At 37.2% G+C, this 24,347-nt stretch carries 26 protein-coding genes and 1 riboswitch; of the genes, 12 read left to right on the top strand and 14 right to left on the bottom strand.

Translation table 11 applies throughout. The features are described from left to right. Positions 1 to 171: 171 nt before the first annotated feature. Entirely contained in the window at positions 172 to 495 is a 324-nt protein-coding gene (locus CIL05_RS14345) for a hypothetical protein (RefSeq protein WP_095656239.1), read from the top strand. Between the two features lie 139 nt (positions 496 to 634). Beyond that, positions 635 to 1,360: a hypothetical protein gene (locus CIL05_RS14350; RefSeq protein ID WP_095656240.1), complete on the top strand. Its 726-nt coding sequence runs from the start codon at positions 635 to 637 to the stop codon at positions 1,358 to 1,360. 36 nt (positions 1,361 to 1,396) lie between these two features. Here CIL05_RS14350 and CIL05_RS14355 read toward each other — a convergent pair whose 3' ends face one another. After that, the gene (locus tag CIL05_RS14355) at positions 1,397 to 1,837 is read right to left on the bottom strand and encodes a hypothetical protein (protein ID WP_095656241.1); all 441 of its coding nucleotides are present in this window, start codon (positions 1,835 to 1,837) and stop codon (positions 1,397 to 1,399) included. Between the two features lie 180 nt (positions 1,838 to 2,017). Here CIL05_RS14355 and CIL05_RS14360 point away from each other — a divergent pair, with 180 nt between their 5' ends. The 7 genes from CIL05_RS14360 to CIL05_RS14390 all read left to right on the top strand — a co-directional run bounded on the left by CIL05_RS14360 (position 2,018) and on the right by CIL05_RS14390 (position 5,708). Continuing rightward, a complete protein-coding gene (locus CIL05_RS14360) occupies positions 2,018 to 2,224 on the top strand; it encodes a DUF1657 domain-containing protein (RefSeq protein WP_095656242.1) in 207 nt (68 codons plus the stop codon). A 61-nt stretch (positions 2,225 to 2,285) separates the two neighbouring features. Then, a complete protein-coding gene (locus tag CIL05_RS14365) occupies positions 2,286 to 2,747 on the top strand; it encodes a YhcN/YlaJ family sporulation lipoprotein (protein ID WP_095656243.1) in 462 nt (153 codons plus the stop codon). Positions 2,748 to 2,767: 20 nt separating this feature from the next. Further along, positions 2,768 to 3,247 (top strand): stage V sporulation protein AC, encoded by a 480-nt coding sequence (gene spoVAC, locus CIL05_RS14370; protein WP_095656244.1) that lies wholly within the window; start codon positions 2,768 to 2,770, stop codon positions 3,245 to 3,247. Then, positions 3,247 to 4,263, top strand: a complete 1,017-nt coding sequence (gene spoVAD / locus CIL05_RS14375) for a stage V sporulation protein AD (protein ID WP_095656245.1) — start codon at positions 3,247 to 3,249, stop codon at positions 4,261 to 4,263. Before spoVAC ends, spoVAD begins: the two co-directional genes overlap by 1 nt. Next, positions 4,260 to 4,610 carry a stage V sporulation protein AE gene (gene spoVAE / locus CIL05_RS14380; protein WP_095656246.1) on the top strand — a complete coding sequence of 117 codons (351 nt, stop codon included), beginning with the start codon at positions 4,260 to 4,262 and terminating at the stop codon, positions 4,608 to 4,610. The genes spoVAD and spoVAE overlap by 4 nt, the downstream gene beginning before the upstream one ends. 12 nt (positions 4,611 to 4,622) lie before the next feature. Next, positions 4,623 to 4,823, top strand: a complete 201-nt coding sequence (locus CIL05_RS14385; protein WP_095656247.1) for a DUF1657 domain-containing protein — start codon at positions 4,623 to 4,625, stop codon at positions 4,821 to 4,823. A gap of 24 nt (positions 4,824 to 4,847) precedes the next feature. Further along, positions 4,848 to 5,708 carry a DUF421 domain-containing protein gene (locus tag CIL05_RS14390; protein WP_095656248.1) on the top strand — a complete coding sequence of 287 codons (861 nt, stop codon included), beginning with the start codon at positions 4,848 to 4,850 and terminating at the stop codon, positions 5,706 to 5,708. 83 nt (positions 5,709 to 5,791) lie between these two features. Here the strand turns inward: CIL05_RS14390 and CIL05_RS14395 are convergent, their stop codons facing one another. From CIL05_RS14395 to CIL05_RS14430, 8 genes are all read right to left on the bottom strand, one after another. Continuing rightward, a complete protein-coding gene (locus CIL05_RS14395) occupies positions 5,792 to 6,778 on the bottom strand; it encodes a zinc-binding dehydrogenase (RefSeq protein WP_095656249.1) in 987 nt (328 codons plus the stop codon). Between the two features lie 14 nt (positions 6,779 to 6,792). After that, entirely contained in the window at positions 6,793 to 7,716 is a 924-nt protein-coding gene (locus CIL05_RS14400; RefSeq protein ID WP_095656250.1) for an ArsA family ATPase, read from the bottom strand. 25 nt (positions 7,717 to 7,741) lie between these two features. Further along, positions 7,742 to 7,999: a cory-CC-star protein gene (locus CIL05_RS14405; RefSeq protein ID WP_095656362.1), complete on the bottom strand. Its 258-nt coding sequence runs from the start codon at positions 7,997 to 7,999 to the stop codon at positions 7,742 to 7,744. 65 nt (positions 8,000 to 8,064) lie between these two features. Continuing rightward, positions 8,065 to 9,801, bottom strand: coding sequence for a carbon starvation CstA family protein (locus CIL05_RS14410; protein ID WP_095656251.1), 1,737 nt, complete (start codon positions 9,799 to 9,801; stop codon positions 8,065 to 8,067). Between the two features lie 228 nt (positions 9,802 to 10,029). Further along, the gene (locus CIL05_RS14415) at positions 10,030 to 10,497 is read right to left on the bottom strand and encodes a helical membrane plugin domain-containing protein (protein ID WP_095656252.1); all 468 of its coding nucleotides are present in this window, start codon (positions 10,495 to 10,497) and stop codon (positions 10,030 to 10,032) included. Beyond that, positions 10,490 to 13,435, bottom strand: a complete 2,946-nt coding sequence (gene fdhF, locus CIL05_RS14420; protein ID WP_095656253.1) for a formate dehydrogenase subunit alpha — start codon at positions 13,433 to 13,435, stop codon at positions 10,490 to 10,492. The genes CIL05_RS14415 and fdhF overlap by 8 nt, the downstream gene beginning before the upstream one ends. Positions 13,436 to 14,083: 648 nt before the next feature. Beyond that, positions 14,084 to 15,463 (bottom strand): Glu/Leu/Phe/Val family dehydrogenase, encoded by a 1,380-nt coding sequence (locus CIL05_RS14425; protein ID WP_095656254.1) that lies wholly within the window; start codon positions 15,461 to 15,463, stop codon positions 14,084 to 14,086. A 156-nt stretch (positions 15,464 to 15,619) separates the two neighbouring features. Beyond that, positions 15,620 to 17,041 (bottom strand): hypothetical protein, encoded by a 1,422-nt coding sequence (locus CIL05_RS14430; protein ID WP_095656255.1) that lies wholly within the window; start codon positions 17,039 to 17,041, stop codon positions 15,620 to 15,622. 137 nt (positions 17,042 to 17,178) lie between these two features. On the opposite strand from CIL05_RS14430, the gene CIL05_RS14435 reads away from it, so the two are divergent. After that, positions 17,179 to 17,529, top strand: a complete 351-nt coding sequence (locus CIL05_RS14435) for a YflT domain-containing protein (RefSeq protein ID WP_095656256.1) — start codon at positions 17,179 to 17,181, stop codon at positions 17,527 to 17,529. Between the two features lie 571 nt (positions 17,530 to 18,100). Here the strand turns inward: CIL05_RS14435 and CIL05_RS22285 are convergent. From CIL05_RS22285 to CIL05_RS14445, 3 genes are all read right to left on the bottom strand, one after another. Further along, complete coding sequence (locus tag CIL05_RS22285) at positions 18,101 to 18,256, bottom strand: hypothetical protein (RefSeq protein WP_165769134.1); 156 nt, start codon at positions 18,254 to 18,256, stop codon at positions 18,101 to 18,103. A 79-nt stretch (positions 18,257 to 18,335) separates the two neighbouring features. Next, positions 18,336 to 18,908: an energy-coupled thiamine transporter ThiT gene (gene thiT, locus CIL05_RS14440; RefSeq protein WP_095656257.1), complete on the bottom strand. Its 573-nt coding sequence runs from the start codon at positions 18,906 to 18,908 to the stop codon at positions 18,336 to 18,338. A 110-nt stretch (positions 18,909 to 19,018) separates the two neighbouring features. Beyond that, positions 19,019 to 19,124: riboswitch (TPP riboswitch) on the bottom strand. 60 nt (positions 19,125 to 19,184) lie between these two features. After that, entirely contained in the window at positions 19,185 to 20,963 is a 1,779-nt protein-coding gene (locus CIL05_RS14445; protein ID WP_095656258.1) for a M3 family oligoendopeptidase, read from the bottom strand. A 242-nt stretch (positions 20,964 to 21,205) separates the two neighbouring features. Between CIL05_RS14445 and CIL05_RS14450 the strand changes: the two genes are divergently transcribed. After that, complete coding sequence (locus tag CIL05_RS14450; RefSeq protein ID WP_095656259.1) at positions 21,206 to 21,742, top strand: YceI family protein; 537 nt, start codon at positions 21,206 to 21,208, stop codon at positions 21,740 to 21,742. Positions 21,743 to 21,821: 79 nt separating this feature from the next. Here CIL05_RS14450 and CIL05_RS14455 read toward each other — a convergent pair whose 3' ends face one another. Continuing rightward, on the bottom strand, positions 21,822 to 22,940 hold the full coding sequence (locus CIL05_RS14455; protein ID WP_165769135.1) for a tetratricopeptide repeat protein: 1,119 nt from the start codon (positions 22,938 to 22,940) through the stop codon (positions 21,822 to 21,824). A 141-nt stretch (positions 22,941 to 23,081) separates the two neighbouring features. Between CIL05_RS14455 and CIL05_RS14460 the strand changes: the two genes are divergently transcribed. Then, a complete protein-coding gene (locus CIL05_RS14460; RefSeq protein ID WP_165769136.1) occupies positions 23,082 to 23,438 on the top strand; it encodes a thiol-disulfide oxidoreductase DCC family protein in 357 nt (118 codons plus the stop codon). Between the two features lie 2 nt (positions 23,439 to 23,440). On the opposite strand, the gene CIL05_RS14465 is transcribed toward CIL05_RS14460, so the two are convergent. Then, the gene (locus CIL05_RS14465; RefSeq protein WP_095656262.1) at positions 23,441 to 24,304 is read right to left on the bottom strand and encodes a VanW family protein; all 864 of its coding nucleotides are present in this window, start codon (positions 24,302 to 24,304) and stop codon (positions 23,441 to 23,443) included. Positions 24,305 to 24,347 lie beyond the last annotated feature (43 nt).

Consider the following 24,347-nt stretch of genomic DNA (forward strand, 5'->3'; position numbering starts at 1 on the left):
GGCCCTTTCTTATATATTAATTGTACAATCTAATTTAATTTGAACTTATTTAAAGTGTAACAAAAATAGCAAGCAATTGATATTTAAATAGGGAAATGTTTGAATCCTGTAACGATTGGGTATTAATTTACAAACATTACCTAAGACGTTCCGCCGAAATGAGGTGAGGATTTGGAAGAAATATCATCCTATGAAATCCACTTAAAAGAAGAATTGCAAACAAAGGATGTCATGGAAATCCATCAATTTAGTTTAAAAGGGGAAAACAATATTTATTTATATCGTGAAAATGTAATTGCTGATGCAAGAAATTTACCGAAGCTGCTTTCCTTTTTCTTTATTACACCAAAGAGCAATTCCATTGTCATGATCATTGATGGTGTGAACACAAAGGAGTCCTATGAGGATATCATATCCATTCTGGACGATCAGGCAAAAAATACAGTACTGCGTGTTAATCATCAACTCCAAAGCAACGAATCAATTGTAGTTTAAAAAGTCATGAGAAGTATTTCGGGAAACGAGCGGTGCACTACCCCATTTTTTTAAAAACTACTGTAAAATACCTGTTAACCGCTCGTAATTATTGTATAATTATATTTATTCAATATATTATACAATCGAGGCGTTGTTTATGAAAAAAATACTAAGTATATTAATCCTTATCCTGCTAGCAGCTTGTGTCAAGGAGGAACCTGCTATTGAAAAAACAGATACCGTTACTGATGATCCAAGTAATGAACCCGAACTTGTTGAAGAAGTTAATGAAAACGAAGATGAAGTGGAAGAATATATAGAATTTGCATTTGAAGATGAACAAATAAGAATCAACTTAAAAATGGTTCCGATTTTGGACGCTTACCTTAATGCAGTAAACGATCGTCAAACAGCTATTGAAAAAATGGAAATAGAACGCATATATGCAGATAGTCCCAGTATGTATTTACTTGAGTTTTCCTGTCAAAATAACCTGTGCTCCTATCTGCTTTTTAACAGTAACGCTGATACTCAAACTTACCTTCTGGCTGATTTGGCAAAATCAGTATCGATGATTGGATCACCTGATCATACAAAGATGTTATTTCTTTTTCAACGTAATAGTTCACTGCCACTTCCTTTAACAAATATGGTTGTAATTGATCTGGAGGCATGGGAACCTTTACCGTTAATTAATGAAACTACAGATTCCAATATACTCGATTATACCTGGCCACTGATTAGTGCTGAGTGGATCGATAATGAAACCATTTCTGCAGCAAAACCTGCAGTTCTAGAACCTTCGGGTGAACTTATTAATGAATGGCTGGTATCAGAAGGATCTATAGTAACGAACATTGTATTACGCATTTCACATAATTAGAAGAAACAGCACATTTTACTTAATATGTGCTGTTTCTTATTCAAAAAATAACTTTTCTACATGATCAATTGATACTTCTTCCCCATTCACATTAAATCTGGCCTGCAAATATAAATTACACTCTCCTTTTTTGGGAGATGGAAAGATTATCTCTTCTCCTGGATATACATCTCCTTTTTTGAGTGCTTTCGAAACGGTACTTCCAGTATAATCATGGTTTCTATTTAGCAATGATACAGATACTAAAGGTGATTGATGTTTAATTTCAACAATCTCTTTCCCAACATATTGAATGGATTGTAATACCTGAATTCCTTTTTCAGTTTCATTTACTCTCATATGCAATATAAAATCATCCACTTGTTTTTCCGCAATTTTACTTTCTGCCAATTTTGCTTCAGGTTTAATAAATTGCCATAACAGCATTACGAAAAAACAACAAAGTAACACAAAAGACAAAAGCAGGATTTTTTTCAATACGGTCCCCTTCACGTAAAACAGCTCCCTTATACTATATGACGGAAGACTCAATTAAAAAGTTTCAATTTTATTACTACTATTATCATCAAATGGTGAAAATAGGAAAAAAGCAAAAAGTATATTTATACACACTTTTTCTAACTATATATAGTGATGGTCTTAAAAAGGAGGATCTATATGACAGTTGGAAGCCAAGTGAAACAAACGATCGCAGGGTTAAAGAGTGCACAAGCAAGCTTTGAACAATTTGCATTACAAACTGAAAATAAACAGGCAAAACAGCTTTATGAAAACGCTGCACAACAGACAATGACTATTCTGCAAAGTGTCGAGCCAAGGGTTCAGCAAATGGAACAGGAAGAACCTCAATATAAAGGTTTTTAATATTTAGAGGTTGGTTTTTAACCAGCCTCTTATACCTCACAACAGGGAAACGGGTGAGATTATGAATTACTATAAAATTGTCAGTTTCTGTTTAATTTTATTGCTATTTGGATGTGGTACAAATTCAACATTGGAAAGTTCCGATGAAGAAAACAGAGATATTGAACTCACAAAAATTTCTGCAAGCAATCCAACTGCTCAGCATCCCTCCAATCAAGCAAAAGAAGAATTAAAAAAATATGATGAAATAACAACGATAAAAGCCGTTAATACGGATAAAGACCTCTTAATTGCTGTTGAAGTACATCATCATGATCGATTTAAGCTTGCAAATATACGTAAGGAATTAACAAAGGAATTAGAAAAGATGTTTCCTGAAATGAAAGTTGAATTAACAACAGACAAAAAAATCATTCTGGAACTTGATCAGTTGGAAAATAAAATACAGGCAGAATCATTTACTAAAAAAAAGCTTGAAAAAGAAATAAAAAAACTTATCAAATTATCCAAAGAACAGACTTAGGCGAAAAGAGTGAAAGGATCATGGCAGATAAAAAGAAAAAAAACTTACCCCCGGACGCTCAGGAATATCAAGCATTTCAGAAGCAGCGGGAAGTAAAAAGGCCAATTTTCAAAAATTGTATCAAAGCATTTTTAGTTGGTGGATTTATTTGTTTTATCGGCCAAATTATTTCCACTTTTTACATCCACTTTTTTAATTTCACGGAGCAAACTGTCGGTAATCCTACTGTAGCAACACTGATATTTATAACGATGCTGCTGACAGGCTTTGGAGTATATGATCGAATCGGCCAATTTTCGGGTGCAGGTTCTGCTGTTCCTGTGACAGGTTTTGGTAATGCTGTTATTTCTTCAGCTATAGAACATCGAACAGAGGGCTTTGTATTAGGTGTAGGCAGTAATATGTTGAAATTAGCTGGCCCGGTTATTGTATACGGTGTATTCTCCGCTTTTGTCATTGCTCTTATAAAAACAATCTTAATAAAATGGGGTGGATTGTAATGCTAGTCGGACATCAAACATGGACATTCGAAAATAAGCCAGTCATTATATCCACTGGAACCGTTGGAGGACCGTTTGAAGCAAACGGAAACATTCCAGGTGACTTTGATATCCTGCATGATGATACATGGCTTGAACAGGCTTCATTTGAAAAGTCTCAGCAAATGATGATGGAGGAAGCATGTCAGGTTGCCGTTAAAAAAAGCAGCATTGAAAAAGAACAGGTTGAGTTTTTTATAAGTGGTGATTTAGTGAATCAAATTACCCCAACCAGTTTTGCCGCTAAAACAATGGGACTTCCCTATCTAGGGTTATTTAGTGCGTGTGCAACATCAACGGAAAGTTTAGCATTAGCTGCTTTTTTAATTAATGCAAATGGGGCCAATTATATTTTAAGTGGTACATCAAGTCATAATTCTGCAGCCGAACGGCAATTCCGCTATCCGACAGAATATGGGGGGCAAAAACCTCCAACAGCTCAGTGGACAGTTACTGGGGCAGGGTGTGCACTTGTTGCCAAAAAGGGTAATGGACCCCGTATCACATCAGCTACTATAGGAAAAATTGTAGACATGGGGATAACGGATCCGTTTAACATGGGTGGTGCAATGGCCCCAGCTGCTGTTAATACAATTGAAACGCATTTCAAGGAGAGAGATATCGATCCTTCTTATTATGATTTAATTATAACAGGTGATCTTGGCCATATTGGCAGGGAAGTTTCATTGGATCTTCTTAAAGAACGTGGACTGGATATATCGGATCAGCAGTATGTCGATTGTGGTTTAACCATTTATCGTGAAGGACAACCTGTTTTAGCAGGAGCAAGTGGTCCGGCTTGTTCAGCGGTTGTTACGTATGGTCATTTTTTAAATTTAATGAAAAAAGGGGAGCTAAAACGAATACTTGTCGTTGCAACAGGGGCGCTTCATTCCCCACTAAGCATTCAACAAAAAGACCCCATTCCATGTATTGCACATGCAGTTTCAATAGAAGCAGGAAGTGATTTAACATGATCTTTTTTTGGGCGTTCGTTGTCGGTGGAATCATATGTGTCTTCGGACAAATTATGTTTGATATTTTCAAACTAAGCCCTGCACACACTTTGAGTATTTTGGTAGTTTCCGGTGCAATTCTCGATGGATTTGGTTTATATGAACCACTTATTGATTTCGCTGGGGCTGGTGCTACTGTACCGATTACCAGTTTTGGTAATTCTTTAGTACATGGTGCAATGGCTGAAGCTGAAAAGCACGGTCTTGTTGGAGTGGTAACAGGAATGTTTGAAGTGACAAGTGCCGGTATATCAGCAGCGATCATTTTTGGAGTAATTGGTGCACTTATTTTTAAACCAAAAGGATAGGAGTTAAATTTCATGACGGTTGGATCACAAGTAAAAAGCTGCTTTTCATCAGTTAAGAGCGTGGAAGCAAGCCTTCAATTATTGGAAAATAAAACACAGGATCCCCTGGCAAAAGAAACATTTAACAATGTGCAGAAAATAATTACTGAAGTAAAAGACGATCTGCAAAAACAAGTAATTCAGCTTTCTAAAGAAGAACCGCAATATAAATAAGTTCCTGAAAGGATTTGTTCTGAAATGCCGGAGTGGATAACAATTATTTTAAGATCATTTACCCTGTTAATTATTCTGTTTTTTATGACTAAATGGCTTGGTAAAAAGCAGATATCACAACTAAATATTTTCGAATACATTTCTGGCATTGTTCTAGGCGGAATCGTTGCCATTAATACGATTGACCCAAATACAAATCTTGTCTATGGATTAATTGCGATGTTCATATGGTTTATTGTACCTTTTGCAGTGGAGTTCTTCTCACTTAAGAGTAAAAGTTTTCGTAATTTCAGTCAGGGCAAAAGTACTGTATTTATTCAGGACGGTAAAATAATGGAGGATAATCTTAAAAAAGAAGGCTATTCCACGGATGACTTACTTGAAAAACTTCGGGACAACAATGTTTTCCTGGCATCTGATGTTGAATTTGCTGTACTTGAGCCTACAGGAACATTAAGTGTATTACCCAAAAAGGAAAATCAACCGCTTACTGCGAAGGATTTAGGATTGAATCCTGCCCCCGAGAAAGAACCCCAAACAGTGGTTATGGATGGAAAAGTATTACTTGAACCATTAGCCAACCTATCTTTAAATACAAACTGGCTTGAAACTGAATTGGATAAAATGAATATTAGTATTGAAAATGTTTTTCTTGGCCAGGCAGATAATAATGGTCAATTAACTGTTGATCTATATGATGATAAAATTGCTGTTCCAAGCCCGACAGAAGTTCCGCTTCTCTTAGCAACAATGAAAAAGTGCCAGGCAGATTTAGAATTATTTGCACTTGCAACCGAAAATTCAGAGAGTAAACAAGTTTATGAAATGAACAGTAAAAAGTTGCAAAAAGCGATTGAAATGGTTAGTCCGTATTTGGGAAGCTGAATCCTGAATATGTGATCCACTAACAAATCAGAAAAAAGTAAAAAGCCAGCAAATAATATATTTGCCAGCTTTTCACTTATTTTTTATTCATCTTTTATCCATAAAGCTATTTTTCCAAACTGCTTCCCTTCTTTTAGATAATTCAGTGCATCATGCGCCATATCAAATGAGAAGGTTCTATCAATGACAGGATGCATTTTATAATTGGTTACATGATCCAACATGCTCCGAAGCTCCTGTCTGCTTCCCATCGTTGAACCGATCAGTTGGTATTGGCCATAGAAGAATTCACGTAAATTCAAATCAATTGTATCTTCAGTAGTTGCTCCAAACACAACGATGCGCCCACCTTTTTTCAAAACCTCCAGTGAACGGTTAAATGTAGCTCGTCCAACACTGTCAATCACTAAGTCAACTGTTTCGTTAGCCAGCTCTTTTGGCCAATCACTATTCGTATCTAAAACAATATCAGCACCTAATTCTTTGGCCTGCTTTTGTTTTTCTTCACTACGGGAGGTGACAATCACTTTTGCACCAATATTTTTTGCAAAGGAAATTAAATATGTAGCAACACCACTGCCAGCCCCTGGTATAAAAATGGTCTCGCCTTTTTTCACTTGTCCTTTTGTAAATAATGCACGGTACCCGGTGAGTGCTGATAAGGCTAGGACACCCGCTTCATCCCACGTGAGATGCTCTGGTTTTTTCTCAACCTGTTCATCGGAAATCGCAATTTTTTCTGCAAAAGTTCCGTGATCAGGCATTCCTAAAATACCAAAGCCCTTTGGGGGTGCGTCACTGTTTTCATGCCAGCGAAGTGCAGGATTAATTATTACCTCGTCACCGACTTTAAAATCTGTAACATCTTCCCCTACAGCTTCGATGATACCTGCACCATCCGAGCCAAGGATCAATGCTTCAGCCTCATCCCCTCTTCTGTTCGGAATAGACAAATCACGCCGATTTAAGCCTGCAGTCACAAGGGCAACAACAACTTCCCCTTTATCAGCTACAGGATCCTCTATATCTCTTAGTTTCAGCTCAGCACCTTCATGTACAAATGCTTTCATTACTTTCATCCTTTCTAATAATAACTACTAAATGCTTCTAACTGGTTTTTATTTGTTATATCATGTGAAAATAATGGAACATATATTAATTTCTTACTTCTAAATTTATCCTCTATCATAGCTAAGTACTCTTTTTCATGTTCTCTGCGCTGGATTAAAAATTCCCCATCTACATGTTCCGGTAATACTTTATTTACAATTAATGTTTTCACATGTAGATGATATTTATCTAATAATTCAATTGCTTTTTTTGTTTCCAGTATAGGCAGTCGTTCCGGATTTAGCACAAATATAAAACTGGTTTTACTACCGTCAAGCAGCACCTCCCTCGCCTTACTAAAACGTTCCTTACGTTTTGTTAGTACATCATAGATAGGATCCTCAATCGGTTCACCATCATTTAAAAGCTGTGTATAATTTTCATTTGTTTTCCTGCGTTTTTGAAGCATTCCTTCAATCCAAACCCCCATTAATTCCGGTAAGGATAACAGCCTGATTGTATGACCCGTAGGTGCTGTGTCAAAGATAAGCTTATCAAAGTTCTCACTTTCTTCCAAAATAATTGAGATCAGCTTATCAAACAGGGCGGCTTCATCCGCTCCAGGTGATGCCTTGGCTGTATCAAGCTGGCGATGTACCTCTTCCATCATCCCTGAATGTACTATACCCTTGATATTCTCTTTAACACCTTTAATATATTTATTCGTCTCAATCTCCGGATCTATTTCCAGTGCAAACAAATTATCAGCAACTTTCGTTGTTTTACCCCCAATGGATTGATTGAAAATATCCCCTAGATTATGTGCTGGATCTGTGGAAATAAGTAGGGTTTTATAGCCTTTCTGTGCTGATTTCCAAGCAATTGCCGCAGCAGATGTGGACTTCCCTACCCCTCCCTTTCCACCAACAAAAATTATATTCTTAGCCAACTCTTTCATTGAAATTCTCCTTTTCTTTCTAAAACTAGCAACAGCGAATTCCAGTCATCGGTGATTTTTCCATCCCCATTCGTAAATGCCAATCATGAAATTTTTCAATCATATATGGATAAAGTTCCAGTGTATAATAATAGACCGGATTTGGAATTCCAATCATTTCAGAGTAAAGCAGTAACAAAAATAAATCATCTTCATTTCGTAATTCACGTGCAATTTCCTGACGATGCGGCATGCTTAGTACTTCTTCGTAAAACTGTATTAATGTTTTCAATTTAGCCAGCATCATTACATTTCACCTCGCTTTATTTAGAAAAGGGATCAATTGAATGACCCCCCCTTCATAATCCATTACTTTTCATCATCAATTGGTTCATCCATGTTTTTTGTAAGTGAGGAAAAGGCTGTTAGGATTATCCAGACAGCAAATACAAATGTGATGGCACCAAGGACGAATAAAAGCATATTTGCATTCGATCCGAACCATGACCACTCAAATATAACTTGCTGGAACATCGCAATTAATGTCATAAACAGAACGAAAATCATTGGGATCAGGGCAATGGCATAATTTCTTCCAAGCCGTTTAAGCCATATTGCTATGAGTAATAGACTAATTCCTGCAAGTAATTGATTTGCAGTACCAAATAATGGCCATAGTAAGTACCCTCCGGAGCCGAATCCTTTAGGACCTTCAGGTAAAAGTACAAGGGCAGCACTTGAAACTACTGCTATTGTTGTTGCTACATGTGTTTTGGATAAAACCGGCACCTTATATTCCACACCTAATTCAGCAATAATATACCGCATCAATCTTACAGATGTATCCAATGTTGTTGCCGCAAAGCTGACAACAATAATGGAAACAATTGTTGATGCGATATCTGTTGGGATCATCAAACCGGAAGCCAGATTACTTGCACCTTCCACAAAAACTCCTAGACCTGCTCCATTTGATGCTGTAAAGCTTGAGTATGTTGCCAGGAATGCTTCTTTACTTGGAAAGAAGGTTATAACAGCGATAATGGCAATGAGTGCCAATACCCCTTCCCCTATAGCTCCTAGGTAACCAACAAAACGTGCTTCTGTTTCATTATTTAATTGTTTTGAGGAAGTACCTGATGAGACCAATCCATGGAATCCCGAAATAGCGCCACAGGCAATTGTTATAAATAGTAATGGAAACCATGAGATATCCGTATTCGCATTTGTGATTGGAGCCGTAATCTCAGGATTTACAAATAAAAGCCCCAAATATAAAATTGCTAAACCAACAACCAGCTGATGTGAATTAATAAAATCACGTGGTTGTAATAATTTCCATACTGGCAGGGTTGATGCGATATAAACATAGATCATTAAAATGATAATCCAAATGAAAAATGCTGTTGAAACGGCACCAAGCCCGAAGAATCCTGCGCCGTCTTCCCCACCCATGTATTGCACCAGATCAATCTGCAGAAAATCAATTCTACTGGCAAGTACTGCTGCAAAATACATGAACGCAAGCGCTATCAATGATGGGATAAGCATTTTTTTATTTTTCTTATAAACAGCATACCCAATCCATATTGCAAGTGGAATTTGAATAAATACCGGTAAAACACTAGCTGGGTATGAAATGAATAAATTAGCTATAACCCAGGCAAATACTGCATTAACCATCAGTACTAAAATAAGAATAATAAATAGAAATAACAATTTGGCACGCTGCCCGATTAATCGATGGGCAAGTGTCCCCACTGATTGGCCTTTATTCCGGACAGATAATACCAATGTTCCAAAATCATGAACACCAGCAGCAAATACTGTTCCTAAAATCACCCATAAAAATGCTGGAAGCCATCCCCAGTAAACGGCAATCGCAGGTCCTACTATCGGAGCTGCACCTGCAACTGAAGTAAAATGGTGTCCCCATAGGACAAATTTGTTTGTTGGTACAAAATCTACTCCATCCTTATAACGATGTGCCGGAGTAACATAGTTTGGATCAAGCCGAAATATTTTTTCTGCTACAAACCTTGAATAATAACGATAACCTAATGCAAAAACAATCATCCCAATAATAGCAACCAATATACTCGACAAACTCTCTACCTCCTTCATTTATTTGTGATAAGTCAATTCAGGTTTTTTCTTGTAAATTTGCAAAATAGAAGACTTATCCCATTACATGCTATGTACAGGAATTTTACTTTAGTACAACTTCATATTAATTAAAAATTCACCATTTGTAAAATAGCGTGATTATTTAATGAATAAAAAACTGCCACTAAAAGTGAATAAACAACACTATTTATGGCAGTTTTGGCTATTTTATAATTCTTTTCCCATTCCTCTTAAAAATGATAATAACAGTGTTATACTGCGATTAATATCCGGATCCTTTAACGCTCCTATCAACCCCATGTAGGAAGTCCCGTCTTCATTTGAAGCTCTTGCTTCCTTCATTCCATGATTTAGCTTATCTGTAAAATAAAACAATTCATCCACATTCAATTGCCCGAGAAATAAAAACAGATCACTCAAATTTTCCAATGTAGCTGAATACCCAGGCTTGTTAAGTTCTTGTACAATATTTTCCAAGGCTTCCTTCCTGTGTTTTACAAGTGCATTAATTGTATCCAATGCTTCACTTTCATTTATTGCTGCAAGCAGATCAATTCCTTTTAAAATTGCTTCTTTATTTTCACTGACTTTCTTTGAAACCTCTGTCAAATCTTTTTCATGAATCAATTCCTCAGGGATTTCCATACGCTTTATTTTAGAAATTGGATCAGCCATCTTGTTTCACCTGATTTCCTGGGAAAATATAGTCTTTACGATCCCACTTGTTTTCCACCAATACACCAATTTGCGGCTGTCGGTTTCCTCTGCGGTGGTTATGGCCAAGTAAAGGACTTTTACCTTTTTTCTTGATTACTTCCATTTTAACAGCAATTTCTTTATAAGCGGGGGTGTTTGTATCCTTATCAACTCTATTGTCCGTTAGATAATTCACCGCTGATTTTCCATTTGAATTCAGTGGCAAATAAAGTTCTTTTCCACTTACACGATCTGTAACATGAACAATCCCTGTAGCCTCCCCTGCTTCTGAAATCAGTTTGATCTCAGCACCTTCTTTTATTCCTCTTTCTTCGGCAAGCTCTGGTGAAATTTCAATAAAGGATGTAGGCATCTCCCTTAAAAGTCCAGGTGATTTAAAGGTCATATTTCCTTCATGAAAATGCTCCAATACCCTGCCATTATTTACGTGCAAATCATATTCATCATTTGTGTCATACATCAACTGATAGTGCAGTGGATACAATTTTGCCTTATTATCTTCAAAAGGAAATCCATCGGAAAATAATAATGGTGTATCTGTGCCGTCAGCAGCAACAGGCCATTGTAAACTATTATAGCCTTCAAGCAGATCATAGCTAACTCCTGCAAATAACGGGGCAAGAGAAGCTGATTCATCCATAATTTCCGATGGGTGGAAGTAGCTCCAATCATGTCCTAATGCATTTGCCAATTCCTGTAAAATAACCCAATCGGGCTTCGATTCACCTACTGGTTCCAATGCTTTATACAATCGTTGAATTCGTCTTTCCGTATTTGTAAAGGTACCGTCTTTTTCTAAACTTGGCACTGCTGGTAAAATCACATCAGCATATTGCGCGGTGTGTGTTAGAAATAAATCCTGAACAACAAAGAAATCCAATTTTTCAAATGCTGCTGTTACATAGTTTATATTCGCATCAACAATTCCGGTATCTTCCCCAATTACAAATAACGAATTTAATTCTCCCTCATGGATAGCCTTTATCATCTCATGATTATCCTTGCCTGGTGCTTCAGGCAATTCCGCATTCCAAGCTTTTTCATAACGTTTCCTTACCGCTTCATCTGCTACCTCTTCATAGCCTGGAAAGAAGTTCGGCATACTTCCAAAATCGCTGCAGCCTTGTACATTATTATGACCACGTAATGGATATGCACCAGTTCCGTTTCGCATATAATTTCCGGTAATTAATAATAAATTGGAGATTGCGGTACTCGTATCACTTCCTAGCTGATGCTGGGTTACTCCCATAGCCCAGCAGATTGCTAATCTTTCGACATTAACAATCTCTGTAGCTATTTCTATTAATTCTTCACGGGAAATCCCCGTCAGTTCTTCTGCATATTCCAAGGTGAATTTGTTTAGGCTTTCCTTATATTCATCAAAACCATTAACCCATTTATCAATAAACGTATGATTTTCAAGACCCTGATCAATAATATATTTTGTTATTGCAGAAAGCCAGACTAAATCCGTCCCACTTTTTGGCTGAACAAATCGATCAGCACGTTGTCCCATTTCATGCTTTCTGAGATCAAAAACAAATAATTTTTGACCAAATAATTTTTGGGAGCGTTTAATTCTGGATGCCAGGACCGGATGTGACTCAGCTGTATTTGAACCAATTGTGATAACCATTTCTGCTTCGGCAATATCATCAATGGAACCTGAATCTCCCCCATGCCCAACTGTCCGGAAAAGTCCTTTTGTTGCTGGTGCCTGGCAATATCTTGAACAGTTATCCACATTATTCGTACCAATAATCTGCCGTGATAATTTTTGCATTAAGTAGGATTCCTCGTTTGTTGCTTTGGATGAGGAAATAAACCCAAGTGCATCAGCACCTTTTTCTGCTTTTATTTCATTAAAACGTTTGGCGACATATGTTAGTGCTTCCTCCCATTCTACTTCAACAAAATGGTCATCTTTTCGGATTAACGGTTGTGTTAATCGCTCTTCTGAATTCACATAATCCCAACCGAATTTCCCTTTTATACAGGAAGAAATTCCATTAGCAGGCGAATCTTTTTGAGGTTCTACCTTTAAAATTTTGCGATCCTTCGTCCAGACATCAAATGTACATCCTACTCCACAATATGTACAAACGGTTTTTGTCTTTTCGATTCTTTCTTCTCGCATGGATGCTTCCGTATCTGAAATCGCAAATAAAGGGCCATATCCCGACTCTGTTTTTTTCGTAAGATCAATCATTGAACGCAATAAACCTGGTGACTGATCCGTCATAAATCCTGCCTCGCCCAGCATCGGTTTCTCCATTAATGCATTACAGGGACAAACGGTTACACATTGCCCACAACTAACACAAGATGATTGGTCAATTGGAACATCATTATCCCATATAACCCGAGGCTGTTCGCGCTCCCAATCGATTAACAAGGTTTCATTAACCTGGACATCCTGACACACCTCAACACATCTTCCACAAAGAATACATTGATCAGGATCATAACGGTAAAATGACCCCGAATGATCTTCTTCATATGATTTGGATTGAAAGGGCCTAGATTGATGCTCCAATCCAAATTCAGCTACAGTATTGTGGATTTCACAAGTTCCATTATTATAATCACAAACGGTGCAATATAATTCATGATTTTCCAAAATACGATCAAGTGCTTCTTTTTGTGCTTTCTTAGTTGTCTCAATAACCGTGTTTACTTCAATTGCAGTGGTAACCTTCGTCCCACATGCTCTTATAATCTCCCCATCTACTTCCACCATACAAGTATCACATGTTTGTACAGGTCCAAGTGATTCGTTGTAACAAATTTGTGGAAAAAACTCATCTGTTGTGTTAATTAAATCCAGCAGATTCTGGCCGGGCTCAGCTAAATATTCTGAACCATTAATTGTCACAACAATATGCTCTTGCATATTTACTCCTCCCTTTTATTTAATATACTTTATTATATATATGTCCAATCCCCGTAAATAACTATTTCAAAACTTGAATTATTATAATTATTTGAATTCAAAAGGCTGGTTTCGCATAATTTGGGACTGCGCACTGCACCTCCCACCGAAGTGATTGGTTATCTTCCCCGTAGTCGATAGAAACAATGACGTATGCGCTGGTTTGTTATCCGCTACGGACCGTTGCTTTCCGCGGGCACGGCCTCAGCCTCCTCGCGGAAGATCACCGCTGTGGGGTCTTCGGACTCGTGCTGTTCCCGCAGGAGTCAACGGTCCTCCGCTCCAAACAACCGCCAAAATATGTCAGCATTTATTTAATTAATCAAGAAATTAAAAAAGTTTATAAGCACAATCCCAGAGGAGGAAACACATGAAGACTCCTGCGGGAGAAAAGGCATAGGTGAGACCCCACAGTGCGTAGCGCGAGGAGGCTCACCAGCCGCCCGCGGAAAGCGTAATGTGTTTCCGGAGCGGTCGATGAGATCTACTATCACTCATTACGTCGTCCTTTATATCATCTGCGAAGGTTGTAAAGCTATAAAGGTTACGAAAAGAGCCATCAAAAAAGACATTCCGATTTTTGCGGAATGCCTTTCTAAATAAAAAGTATTAATAAAGTTTACCTTGACGATATAATATTGTTGATATTTTCATGACGGAATGTATATAACAGTTTTGTCTTAAAGGAAATGGGTCTCCAAAGTATTGTGGTAATACAACATCAAATGTTTCCTGCATTTTATCAAAAAGCCTTCTAAAAATTTCTTCCTCAGAATAAAATTGTGTTTCTCTTCCCTGCAGCCATTCAAAGTAGGAAACAATTACACCACCGGCATTTGCTAAAATGTCTGGAATGATTACTTTTCCTTTGCCACTTAAATAACTATCAGCCTCGCTCGTAATCGGTGCATTTGCCCCTTCTACAATAATTGGAGCTTTAATTTCTTCCTTATTATCTTTATGAATCTGATTCTCTAATGCAACTAAAAATAAAACATCAACATCCAAACTCAGTACTTCCGACCGATCCTTGACGACAGCTTTTATACCTGCTTCTTTCAACTCGACGTCATCAACAGGTAAATCCCCTTTGTTATTTTCAGTAAACTTTACTAATTCCGGTATATCAAGCCCATCCGAATTATAAAGTGTTACATTACGATCACTCACAGCTACTACTTTGTTATTCAGATCATTACAACGATAAGCCTCCAGCGCAGCTGCAGATCCTACATTTCCGAAGCCTTGAAAAGCCAATGTTAATGATTTATCATAATGAGCTAAAGCAGTTTTCGCAAATATATTCTCACGTTCTGACAGCCATTCATGCTGTTGCTTAATAAAATCATGCATTAAATAACGGAACGTAAAGTAAACACCTTTTCCTGTAGCTTCTTTCCTACCTAAAGATCCGCCGTTTTCTACACTTTTCCCTGTAAAGCTTCCCCGATAATTTTCCCCTGGATGAATACTTTTAAATTCTCCCATCATCCAATCCATTTCCCTGGCACTTGTTCCAACATCAGGTGCTGGGATATCCTTATCAGGACCAATGATTTGACTAAAATACTGAACATATTTCCTGCAAATTAAATTAAGATCCTTCACTTCATAATCTCTTGGATTGATGACGACTCCACCCTTTCCACCGCCAAAAGGGACATCATGCAACGCATTTTTAAGTGTCATTAGTGCTGCCAGGTTAATTACTTCTTCTTCATTAACTGATTCATGAAAACGAATTCCACCCTTATAAGCACCCAAAATATTGTTATGCTGCACACGAAAAGCTGGAATCCGTACAACATTTCCATTTTCCAACGCTATCCGCAAAAATGATTTATTCACATGATTGGGTGTGGAAAGGATCGAAACCAGTGATGTAAATGCCTTTTCCCTTGATGAACCTTGTAATTCAGGTAAGAATGTTTCATCATCCAATAGAGCATTCAACGATTCTTCAACAATTACCCCTGTTTGATTTGCCATGTAGTACTCCTCCATCTGCGACTAAAAATTTATTTAATATAAAGTGTAACAAAAGAAAAGTACAGTGACCAATGAAAACGTTTTAATTAACTCTAAAAGGATGATAAAGACCCTATTATTGGGTTCTGTTAAGCTATAGGGGTTTTGAACAACCCCTTAAAGCAGGAATACAGCTGCTAGTGTAGCTAAGACAAGCCCGAGAATAACAGGTATGAAGTTTTTTCGTACTAAATCCATCACGGATACTCCACAAAATCCGGCAATTGCGATAAGTGAGGACCATGCTACAATTGTCCCACCACCAGTCCAGATTGAACCCATCTGTCCTATTGCAGCGAGTGTTCCTGCATCAATAGAGCTGTTTTCAAGGGATGCTGCAAGTGCCCCGGTCAGTGGCAGCCCGGAAAAACCGGAACCATCGAGTCCTGTTATTATTCCTATAATTAACACACTTAATGCAGCTAATAATGCGCTTTGTGGTAAAAATTCCTGTGTGGATTGTACAAGATCGAATAATAAGGCTGGTGCATTTTCTTCTACTCCTAAAATACTTCCGGAAAAATCCGAACTGCCGAAGAAGAAGAACCCCGCAATCGGGATAACAGGACCCATTGCTTTAAATGCAAAGACAAATCCATCTGTAATATGATTACTAATATAATCAAGCGCATGCTGTTTTCCGAATGCAACGGTGGACAATAATAGAAGGATTACAGCTACTCCACCAACAAATGCTGCCCCATCACCACCTTCAAGTCCACTCATTCTACCTGATAAAAGTTTTTCGTAAGCCATGTAAATCACAACTGCCAATAAAGCTAAAGGAACTAAGACAGCAAATAATTTACTCCATTTGGATAAATTATTGGTATGCGCTTTATTCGTTGTTTCCGTAGTTGATTGCATATTCTGTAATTCTATTTCAATAAATTTATCATCTTTGGAACGAATAGATTTTCGGTACATTAAATATGCTAAAAGAATCGCAACTCCTCCAACAATTAATGATAAAACGAGTGCCTTATCAGCAACTAACGCTGTATCAATCCCGGCTGAAGCAGCAGATAAGCTTGGGGCTACCTGCACAATATAATCGGAGGACAATGCCATCCCCTGACCTGCGAGAGCGATCGCAACCGCGGCAGTCATGACTGGTAAACCTGATCTTACTGCAGCGGGAACAAGTAATGCACAGATTAGTGGAACAGCAGGTGTCGGCCAAAAGAATAACGAAATAACATACGTTACACCAACAAGGACAAAGAACGAAACATGACCATTGATCATCATTTTTTGAATTGGCTGTATCATTCTCCGATCTGCACCTAAATCTCGTAATGAATGCAGAAGTGCCAGCATAAAGGTAATGATTAAAAATATATTAAAAAGCTCTTTTGCAGCCACCAGGTTTGCGTTAAATATTGCTGTAAAACCATCAATCAGACTTCCATTATAAACCCAGGCAATGACAAATGTGCCTAGTAGCGAAGGTAATACTACCCCTTTGCGAAAAATCATTGTGAATATAATGATGAGTGTAAATAAACCATATAACCAGTGGGATATCGTCAGCTCCATTTCAACCAATCCTCTCCTGTTGAATAGTGCTATAGCCTATGCAAAAGAGAAAAGAAACGCTACCGGGAAATGATATTATGTTTAACTGCTATCAAAATGGGAATACATTTATTGAAGCAACAAAAGGAGGATAACAAATGAAACCATTTATTCAAGAATATATAAATGATGAAAAACTAAAAACAGATGTGAGTATACTGAAAGATAAAGGTGTAAACAAAGATGATGTCTATATTCTGTCACACGATGATGATAGAACAAACCGATTAGCAGGAAGTGCTGAAACAAATACAATCGGTATTAAAGAAATGGATTTTGGTAATGCGGTAGGAAACCTTTTCAATAAAAAAGGGGACGAACTGCGAACAAAACTGGAAGAAATGGGATTCTCAAAAGCAGAAGCAGAAAAATACGAAGAAGACATGGATGAAGGTAAAGTATTATTGATGGTTGCAAATAATGATAACGTAAATAGCTATTTGCTTTAGATAGAACTGGACAACCTCAGGCGCAGAGGTTGTCTTTTTATTTTTAAAGTTCCAAAGTGGTTCTGGGGGTTCTCGTTAAGGCTGTTTTTCGTATAGACTGAGACAGCACCATGGGTTCGTCCCATCGAAGTGACTTGTTGTTATCTAACCAGTAGTCGATGTAAAACTGCGGTGTTTAAGCGTAGAGAAGCGTTCTTTATGACAGTTTTATGTGACCGTTTCCACCTGATTCGACTTCGTTTGGGCATATTGAAGCATTCTATGTGACCGCGTGCACCTGTTTTAATTTTGTTCAGGCTCATAGAAGTGTTCTATGTTACCGCTTGCGCCTTTTTTAGCTTTGTTTGGGCATAAAGAAGCTTTCTATTGGACAATTTACAGCAGTTTTCTTCAAGCCCTAAAGTCCACACGGTGCATTTCTGGATTTGTATCTTGTATCGCACTTTATATCAACTGTGAAGGTTAAAAAGCAACAAATGGTTTCGATGGGGCGAGCAGTGCGCAGTCCCAGTATTTTGTGGAGCGTACGAAGTGCAGTCCCAAAACTTACGAAAAGAGCCCTAGTAAGAGATTATCCTTTCTGAATTGAGTATGCTTTATTTTCCATCTCTTTATCTGCACATTCATTGCAGAGAAGCTTTCCGTTTTCCTGTACCCCATCAAAAAAGCCACTTTCACAATAAACATTTTTCCCACAGGATGTACATGTACCTATTAATTCACGCAAGTAAAATCATCTCCCAAAATAGTAAAAGGTAATCTCTTTATCTAAGAGATTACCTTAATGTAAGCGGATTTTCAATTGGTTAAACGGAGTTCAGCAAAGCTCTCGGCTGTTTATAAAATAAGAAATACACTATAACTCCACTGACCAGGAATCCCGGCAGCATGTAAGAACCATTATAAATCAAAGAATATATCCAAACAGGCTGTCCTTCAGGTGCATATTCACCAAAGAATACAATTCCTCCGGTGAAATGAGCCAGGAACCGCAATGCCGATCCAAGCAATGTCCCTAAAAGAATATAAGAAAGACCGACAATCGCCTTACCTTCCTTTGTAGCATTCTGTATTGATTTCGCAAAGATTCCCGCAAGTCCCAGTACAGAGAATGCGACGATATAATCCAGAAATCCTTGTAAAGGTGTGAAAATAGCCGGTCCAAATAACAACTGTAATACACCCCAGAGGAGTCCTGCCAGAATACCGCCTCTCACTCCCCATCGGAACGCCACGATAAATATTGGTATCATCGCAAACGATACGGAGCCACCTTGAGCCCATACTTTAAATGATAAAAACGGCAGAATATCCAAAAGTAAAGCCATTGCTGCAAATATCGCAACTTCAATTAAAAACAAAGTTCTTTTCGATCTCATATAAAAAGTTACCTCCCCTTTTTAAAGCTAATTTCTCAATTTTTAAACACAAAAAAAGCAATGCCAAGGGGAAGATTTCCTGATGGGGAATCCGCTCACATTACTTTTTTCCATCAAAAAAACCACGATCCCTACGCTAGTACTAACTAACAGGTTCAAAGGGTAAGAACACGTAAAATGTTCACTCTCAGCCAAATGGCTCCCCCTGTAGGCTCTTATTATTATGCTTTCTTGGTTACCCGTATTGTAACGTAACTTTCAAAAAATAACAACTTTCTAAAGGGAAAGAAATTCTTCAACATCTGCAACACATAGTTGAATTGCACTTTCCCAGAAATCTGTTTTTGTTAAATCAACATTTAAATGCTTTTCAGCCAATTCCTCCACATTCATTCTGCCGGTATCACGTAACAGCGCAATATAATCATCCTCAAAGCTTCCACCTTTTGCTTTGGCATGTGCATAAATACCAAGACTAAACAAATACCCGAATGTATATGGGAAATTATAAAACGGTGTTCCGGTAATATGAAAATGTAGCTTAGAAGCCCAGAAGTTCGGATCATAGTCTTCAACTGCATCACTATATGCTTCTTTCTGTGCTTCAATCATGAGTTCATTTAACCGGTTAACTGAAACCAATCCATGCTTTCTTTCTTCATAAAAGTTGTTTTCAAAAAGAAAGCGTGCATGGATATTCATGAAAAATGCGATACTGCGCTGTATTTTATCTTCCAGTAGTGCTAATTTTTCTTCTTTGTTTTGTGCACTTTTCACGGAAGCATCCGCAACAATCATTTCTGCAAATGTGGATGCAGTTTCCGCCACATTCATGGCATATCCCTGGTTTAAACCATTGAGATCATTCATCACATGCTGATGATAGGCATGACCCAGTTCATGTGCTAACGTCGAAATATTGGACGTTGTACCTGAATAAGTCATAAAGATCCGTGTTTGTTCACTGTCAGGAAAACTCGTACAAAATCCTCCCGGTCGTTTACCGGCCCGATCTTCTGCTTCAATCCATCTATTATCAAAGGCAGCTTGAGCAAAGTCTGCCATCTTTGGACTGAACTCACGGAAATGATCTACAATAAAATCTGCTCCTTCTGTATAGCTTGAAGTTTTCACTGAGTCTGATAATGGTGCACCAATATCGTACATACTTAATTTTTCCAATCCTAATAAATCAGCTTTTTTCTCTAAATATGCCACGAAATGTTTTTTATTATTTGTTATTGCTGTCCACATGGCATCAAGCGTTTCCTGCTTCATTCGATTAATAGCCAGCGGTTCTTTCAGTACATTTTCCCAGTTACGATGTTTATATTTTTGCAATCGAAAACCGGCCAGATGATTCAGTGTTTGACCAATTAAATCAGATTGTCCCTTCCAGGCCTTGCCTAATTGTTCGAATACATGCTTACGAACAGCGCGATCCGGGTTACTTAGTTTATTCGAAGCCTGACCAACAGAATAGGATTTAACCTCTCCATCTTCCTCGATGTCAACACTCATATTTCCAACAATCGTGTCATACATTTGACTCCATCCATGATAGCCATCAACAGCCAGGTCATTCATTAGCACTTCCTGTTCCACTGCTAATTGTTCTTTTGCCTTTTCTCTATTTTCATTTAATACAAAAGATAATTCCTTCAGCTCCGGGTGGTTTAAAAGTTCCTGCCATCCTTTGTCATCAATCGATACAAGCTTTTGTTCCAAGTTTGTCCGGATCTCATCCATTTCTGCTTTTAGTGCACTTCTCTTACCAACTAACAAACTCGCTTTCTCATCTTTTACATCCTGTGCACTTAAGCAGCTGACGAAGGCAAATGCTTCACGCAACTTCTTCATTGCAGCTTCATATTGGGTGACAATATCTATTAAATCATTTTCATTTTTTTGATCCGGGTTAAAGCTGTTAACTGCTGTTAAAAGCTTCTTCATATCATTCTGTATGTTCGATACATATGTTTGAAATGCTTCAGATTCACTTCCACCGGGGAAAATTACATCTAAATCCCAGGTTGGGTTATACGTTTGCTGCATAAAATCGCTCCTTAAAAATATGGCTTATTTTTTACCCTGTTTTTTATTATAACGAAGAATTGGAATCTTAGCATTAAAAACAGTTCCCTAAAATAAAAGTGAATTGAAAAAAGTTTAAATTGAACTGATTAGGGTATTTTAAATACAGAGTATAAAAATACTTGACATTTTGAATTCAAGATAATATACTTAGTAACATAAAGTAATTAACATACTTAATATAACTTTTGGAGGGATTTACAATGGCAAAAACAACTTGGACAGTAGATACAGTTCATAGTGAAGTAGGATTTTCGGTAAAACATATGATGATTTCTAAAGCGAAAGGTACTTTTGAGAAATTTGATGCTGTAATTGAAGCAGATCCAGAGGACCTAACAGATTCAAAAATCGAGGTTACAATTGATCCTTCAAGTATTAATACACGTAATGAGGATCGTGATAACCACCTTCGTTCAGCAGATTTCTTTGATGCTGAAAATCATTCAAAAATTACATTTGTTGCTACTGACATTAAGAAAAAATCAGGCAACAATTATGATGTTACCGGTGACCTAACTATCCGCGGAACAACTAAACCTGTAACAATTGATGTTGATTATGCAGGACAAAGTAAGGATCCAATGGGTGGCAGCACTGTTGCTGGATTTAGCGGCGAAACAAAAATTAATCGTAAAGAATTCGGTTTGACTTGGAACGCTGCAGTTGAAACTGGTGGCGTACTTGTTGGTGAAGAAGTAAAAATCAATTTCGAACTGGAAGTACAAAAACAGGATTAATACAATTTAAATCGGGTAGTATTTTCATTTAGAAAATACTACCCGGTTTTTTATGTTTACTTATTAACGTAAACTCTGATTAGTTTACATTCGTCATATTCACAAATTTATTTTCGAAATACTTTTTCTTTCTTGGATTGTTAGTGTTATCGAAAAATGAAATTACATCAGCAAGTGCATTTTCCAGCAGTTCCTTATCATCTGTTTTTTCAAGCTTTTCAATCGCGAGTTCATAGTTTCTTCCTGCAAGTGTTTGATTCGGTTGCTTTTTATGCTCCAGACAGTAAGCATATTGCATATAAATCATTCCAATTTTTCTCGCAGAATAAGCTGGAAGATTTAAGAAGATTTCTATTGCTCTTGTATAATTTGGAATTGCCTCATCAAGCTCAGATTGATTAAAGTAATAAAAAGCCATCTCCGTAAAAGCTTCAGCATGCACCAATGTTTCAGCTAAGGAAGAGTCATCAAGCAATTCAATTGCTTCTGTCAAATAAGCATAGGCTTTTTTATCCTCCTCCTTACTGCCATAGGTTTTGGCAATACTGACAAGGCTGTTAATCTTCATTTCAGGATGGTCATCCCCTGCAAGTTCAACTGTTTTATTCAAATAATTAATTGCTTCTTCCGAATTATTAACCGTCGAATATAAGACACCAAGTTTAAAATGCAGAAACAAAATCATATATTTATCCCGATTATCATCATCCTGAAAGTAAGTTAGTCCACGCTGATAGTACCTGATTGCACGAGCAAACTTCTCAAGGTTTTCTTCTGCCTCACCTAGCACTAAAAAACCGCGAGCAAGCTTTATTCTATCAGTTTCCTCATCATTTTCCATTTGCTTTACGGCCTCAGACATTATTCTCCGAGCAAGTTTATAGTCACTCATAAATGCTAATTCAGCATATAAAATTAAATCATCACTCGTCATCCTGGAAGATGACTTATAAAGGCTGGAAATGATTTCCGCTGAAGTACTATTTTCTCCTATTTGTGCATGACTGACTGCTTCCACAATAGATAATAATTCCTTAAGTTTTTCATCTGTACTATATTTTTGACGACATTTCTTTGATTTGGATAATACATTGGGAAAATGATTCCGCTTGAACTCTTCTATTATTACTTCCAAATCAGCTTTATTTTCATCTCTAATAATTTCTTTTACTTTTTCATCCAAATTTAAAATATCCATCGTTGACATCACCCTGCTCCATTCTTTCTCTTTTCCCTAGTGTAACAGTATTTTTTAGAATACTAAAAGGATTTACCATAAAACAAATTAGAATTCCCATGCTTATCATGATAAAATAAAGATGGAATGGAGGTAATAAAAATGATCATTTTTTATGATAGCTATTGTAAAATGTGCACAACCTCATCAATCCTCTGGAAAAAAATAGACTGGAGAAATAAACTATCATTTGAATCATTTCGTCTACTAATGGACTATCCGGAAGAAATGGAAAAAAGCCTGCATGTAAAACATAGGGGTCAATGGTTTCAAGGATATAATGCCCTAATAGAAATTGCAAAGCTGCTACCGTTAATCTGGGTTTTACTCCCATTCATGTATATTTTTAAATGGGTAGGGCTTGGTGATTATATTTATAAAAAAATCGCTGCTAACAGAAAGCTTGTCCCGGTAAATCAGTGCGGGGATTCCTGTATGATCAACCCTGAAAAAAACTGATCCTATTCACCCGAAAAATATTCCACATCCTCTGAGGAATAAATACTAACGAGCATTTTTCCATGATCTGATTTGGCCCTTACTAAAACAGGCTGGTTATATATGTTCTTAAATACAAAATCCGGCCCCCACCAGCTAACAGTTGCATCACGTCCTGGTGGTACATATGGCACCCTTTTGCTATGCTCATACCTTTCAATGATTTGAATGCCTTTTAGATCTACTGCATTAAATAAAGTGGATGAGACCTGGCATATTCCGCCACCAATATCTTCTGCTAATTCTCCCTTTACAATAACAGGGGCACGTTTATATCCTTTTTCTTTTGTTCGTTCACCAACTATCTCATTAAAGGAAAATGTCTCACCGGGAAAAACAACATAATTATTAATTGCCTCTGTAGCAAGTGCGATATTATGGGAACGCTCCAGATTACTCTTCTTAAAATAAGTAACATAGCTTCCAAGCTCTTTTGCTCTTATTTCCTCCAACAATGCATTATCTACTCTGGGATAAATAAGTTTCTTTGGTACTTCCAATTTCATATCACTGTTGCTGTAAAACATTTTTCGAAACAAAACATTAAATTTATCCCTGTCGATTGTTACCCCAGGCTTCCCCTTAACTATTTCTCCATTTTTGTCCAAAGAAGCATTTTGCGGATTTTTATAGATCTTTTCCTTCAATATATCCATCAAAAAAGTTAATTTTTTCTCATCAATAAAAAGACCATCCATATACGGAAGAGAATATTGTTTAATTTCCAATTTATCCAACATGATTTTATTATCATTAAAATCCACTTCCGCAAAAATAGGATTCATTGGAATAAATAATAACAAAAAAATTAATGCTGTAACTTTCATTTGGTTTCCCCCTTTTTTCTAGTATTAGAAAAAAGACATAAAA

Origin of the sequence: Virgibacillus profundi (assembly GCF_002287375.1) — a bacterium.
GTDB classification, from domain to species: domain Bacteria; phylum Bacillota; class Bacilli; order Bacillales; family Amphibacillaceae; genus Virgibacillus_K; species Virgibacillus_K profundi.